At 71.3% G+C, this 3,025-nt stretch carries 4 protein-coding genes; 2 read left to right on the top strand and 2 right to left on the bottom strand.

Features of this window, described 5'->3' with window-relative positions; all coding sequences use genetic code 11:
• A partial coding sequence (locus tag AB7U92_RS24725; RefSeq protein ID WP_428583129.1) for a Ni/Fe hydrogenase subunit alpha occupies positions 1-1,093 on the top strand: 1,093 nt, incomplete at its 5' end.
• A complete protein-coding gene (locus AB7U92_RS24720) occupies positions 1,090-1,527 on the top strand; it encodes a hydrogenase maturation protease (protein ID WP_428583127.1) in 438 nt (145 codons plus the stop codon). The genes AB7U92_RS24725 and AB7U92_RS24720, both read left to right, overlap by 4 nt.
• Here AB7U92_RS24720 and AB7U92_RS24715 read toward each other — a convergent pair.
• Together AB7U92_RS24715 and AB7U92_RS24710 are read right to left on the bottom strand one after the other, a co-directional pair.
• Positions 1,499-2,329 (bottom strand): DUF429 domain-containing protein, encoded by an 831-nt coding sequence (locus tag AB7U92_RS24715; RefSeq protein ID WP_428583125.1) that lies wholly within the window; start codon positions 2,327-2,329, stop codon positions 1,499-1,501. The two genes, AB7U92_RS24720 and AB7U92_RS24715, sit on opposite strands and share 29 nt — an antisense overlap.
• A 14-nt stretch (positions 2,330-2,343) precedes the next feature.
• A partial coding sequence (locus tag AB7U92_RS24710; protein ID WP_428583123.1) for an EamA family transporter occupies positions 2,344-3,025 on the bottom strand: 682 nt, incomplete at its 5' end.

Raw genomic sequence — 3,025 nt, 5'->3', positions numbered from 1 at the left:
CGAGGTCCAGAAGCGCAATATCGTCGGCGTGATCGAGGCGCACCCCGACATCGCGAAGAAGGGCGTGCTGCTGCGCAAGTTCGGCCAGGAGGTGATCCGCGTCACCGCCGGCAAGCGCGTGCACGGCACCGGTTCGATCCCCGGCGGGATGAACCGCCACGTGAGCACCGAAGACCGCGCCATGCTGCTGGCCGACATCGCGCAGGTCATCGCATGGAGCGAAGACGCGGTGGCGATCGCCAGGCAGCTGCACGCCGCCAACCGCGAGCTGTACGACGGCTTCGGCGCGTTCCGCTCGAAGATGTTCTCGCTGGTGCGTCCCGACGGTGCGCTGGAGCTCTACGACGGCGTGCTGCGTGCCCGCGACGAGGACGGCGCGATCCTGATCGACGGCGCGGGCGACCAGGGCTACCGCGGCCTGATCGACGAGGACGTGAAGCCCTGGACCTACATGAAGTTTCCCTACCTGCGCGCGCTCGGCCGCGAGGCGGGCTGGTACCGCGTCGGCCCGCTGGCGCGGGTGCAGAACTGCGACTTCATCGACACGCCGCGTGCGGAAGCGGCGCGGCGAGAGTTCATGGCCTTCTGCGGCGGTGCCATGCAGCACGCCACGCTGGCATACCACTGGGCGCGCATGATCGAGGTGCTGCACTGCGCCGAGGTGATCGAGCGGCTGCTCGACGATCCGGCCATCCTGTCCGGCGAACTGGTGGGCAGCAGCATCCGCGCCGGCGTCGATCCTCGACATGGCGTCGGCATCATCGAGGCGCCGCGCGGCACGCTGATCCACGACTACGACGTCGGCGACGACGACCTCGTCACGCGCTGCAACCTGATCGTCTCGACCACGCACAACAACCAGGCGATGAACGAGGCCGTGCGCAGCGTGGCGCGCCAGTACCTCGACGGCCGCGAGATCACCGAAGGCCTGCTCAACCGCATCGAGGTGGCGATCCGTGCCTACGACCCCTGCCTGTCGTGCGCGACGCATGCGCTCGGGCGCATGCCGCTGGACGTGACGCTGCTCGATGCCGGCGGCACGGTGCTCGACCAGGTGCTGAAGTCGGCCGACGGCTCGCTGGAGCGCGGATGACCGCGCCGCTGCTGGTGTTCGGCTGGGGCAATGCCAGCCGCGGCGACGATGCGCTCGGGCCTGCCTTTGTCGAGCGCTTGCGGTCCCTCGCGCTGCCCGGCGTCGAGTGTCTCGACGACTACCAGTTGCAGCCCGAGCATGCGCTCGACCTGATCGGTCGCGAGCGCGTGCTGTTCGTCGATGCGGGCCTGGCGTGTGCCGCCCCCTTCGAGGCCTCGCCGCTGCAGCCTGGCCGCGATGCGAGCTTCAGCAGCCACGCGATGTCGCCCGCCGCGCTGCTGCAGGCTTACGTCGACGTGCACGGCAGTGCGCCGCCCCCGGCCACGCTGCTGGCGATCCGCGGCGAACGCTTCGAGCTGGGCGAGCCGATGAGCGCGTCGGCAACCGCGAACCTCGATGCTGCGCTCAGCTGGGCGCAGGGCTTCCTGCGCTGACGATCCAGCCTTCCAGCGGATCAATGTGCGCCGGCAGTCCGAAGCCCGGCTCGCGTGCCGCCCAGGCGGCCTGCACCAGGCACAGCACGGCATCGAGTTCGTCGCCCGACGCGTCGGCCGCCAGCGCGTCGCGCTGAGCATGCGTCAACCGCAGGCGCAGGCCCAGCCGCGTACGGCCCTGCTCCAGCGCCTCGATCAGGTCCTTTCGTGCGATCAGGCGCTCCGGCGTCTGCTTGGCCACCTCGTCGCTCTTGTAGGAGCGGTTGCCGATCAGCTCGCGCGCCAGCAGGCCCGGGTAGGCCTCCAGCGCCACGCGCGCAGCGTCGCCCCCGTGAAGCCCCGGCAGGTGCACGCCGGCGTCGAGCAGCAGCGGCACGCCGGCATGCAGCATGTACGCCACCGGCGGGTTGACCCACTTCATCGAGGGCGACGAGCCGGCCGGGATGTCGCAGGCGCGGTGCGCGAACTTGCCGCCCACCGGCCGCGCATTGCAGAAGGCGGCGAAGGTGGCGCGGATCTCTTCGCGCGTCAGTGCCGCGTAGTGGCGCATCAGCGGCAGCCATGCGGGCGGCCAGCCGAGCGTCTCGACCAGCTCGCGCGGCAGGCCGAAAGGGAAGTCGAAGGCGCCCAGCCAGGGGCCGGGCGTACGCAGCCACGCGGTGAAACCGTCGAACGTGGCGTGGCGGTCGAGCCGCACGAGCTTCACGCTCGCGCCGTCGCTGGAACCGAGGGCCACCGTGATGGGCTTGCGCTTCGTGGGCCGGCTGGTGAAGTCGATGCCGGCGAGGGTGGGAAACGACATGGGCAACGACGCTATCACGCAGCCAGCGAGGCCACGCCGGCGGCGATGAAGCCCGCACCGGCGATGCGCCATCCACGGTCGCGCTCGCCGAGCAGCCGGCCGCCGATGAGCGCGGCGAACAGCATCGAGAGCTCGCGTGCCGGCGCCACGTGCGACACCGGTGCCAGCGTCATCGCATACAGAACCAGCACGTAGGCCACCGGGCCGAACACCGCCACCACCAGCGCGGCCTTCCACTGGCTGCGCCAGGCGTCACGCAGCGCGGCCGGATCGCGCAGCGCGCCGGGCAGCAGCAGGGGCACGCGCAGCACGTTGCCCAGCCAGTCCACCAGGATCGGGGAGATGGCCAGCACCGTCACCGCATAACCGTCGATGAGCGTGTAGCCGGCGATCAGCGCGCCGGTGAGCGCGCCGTAGGCGATGCCGGTGCGCACGCGCTCGCGGTGCGCCGTGTCGTGCGCCTGCGCCCACAGCCCCGGGCCTCCGGCGATGAGGAATACGCCGCCCACCACCAGCGCGACGCCGGCCAGGCCGAGCGCCGACAACTGCTCGCCGAGCAGCAGCACCGCGCCGCCGGCACTGAGCAGCGGCGCACTGCCGCGCGCGACCGGGTACACCACGGTGAGGTCGGCGAGCCGGTAGCCGCGCAGCAGCGCGGTGAAGTACAGCACGTGCACGATCGCGCTGGCCATCACC

The organism is Piscinibacter sp. (genome assembly GCF_050175855.1).
Classification (GTDB): domain Bacteria; phylum Pseudomonadota; class Gammaproteobacteria; order Burkholderiales; family Burkholderiaceae_C; genus Piscinibacter.
This window is presented reverse-complemented; position numbering and strand designations above follow the sequence as displayed.

Coding starts and splice junctions, on each gene's coding strand:
- AB7U92_RS24715 (WP_428583125.1), bottom strand. CDS start 2,329: ATGTCGTTTCCCACCCTCGCCGGCATCGACTTCACCAGCCGGCCCACG.
- AB7U92_RS24720 (WP_428583127.1), top strand. CDS start 1,090: ATGACCGCGCCGCTGCTGGTGTTCGGCTGGGGCAATGCCAGCCGCGGC.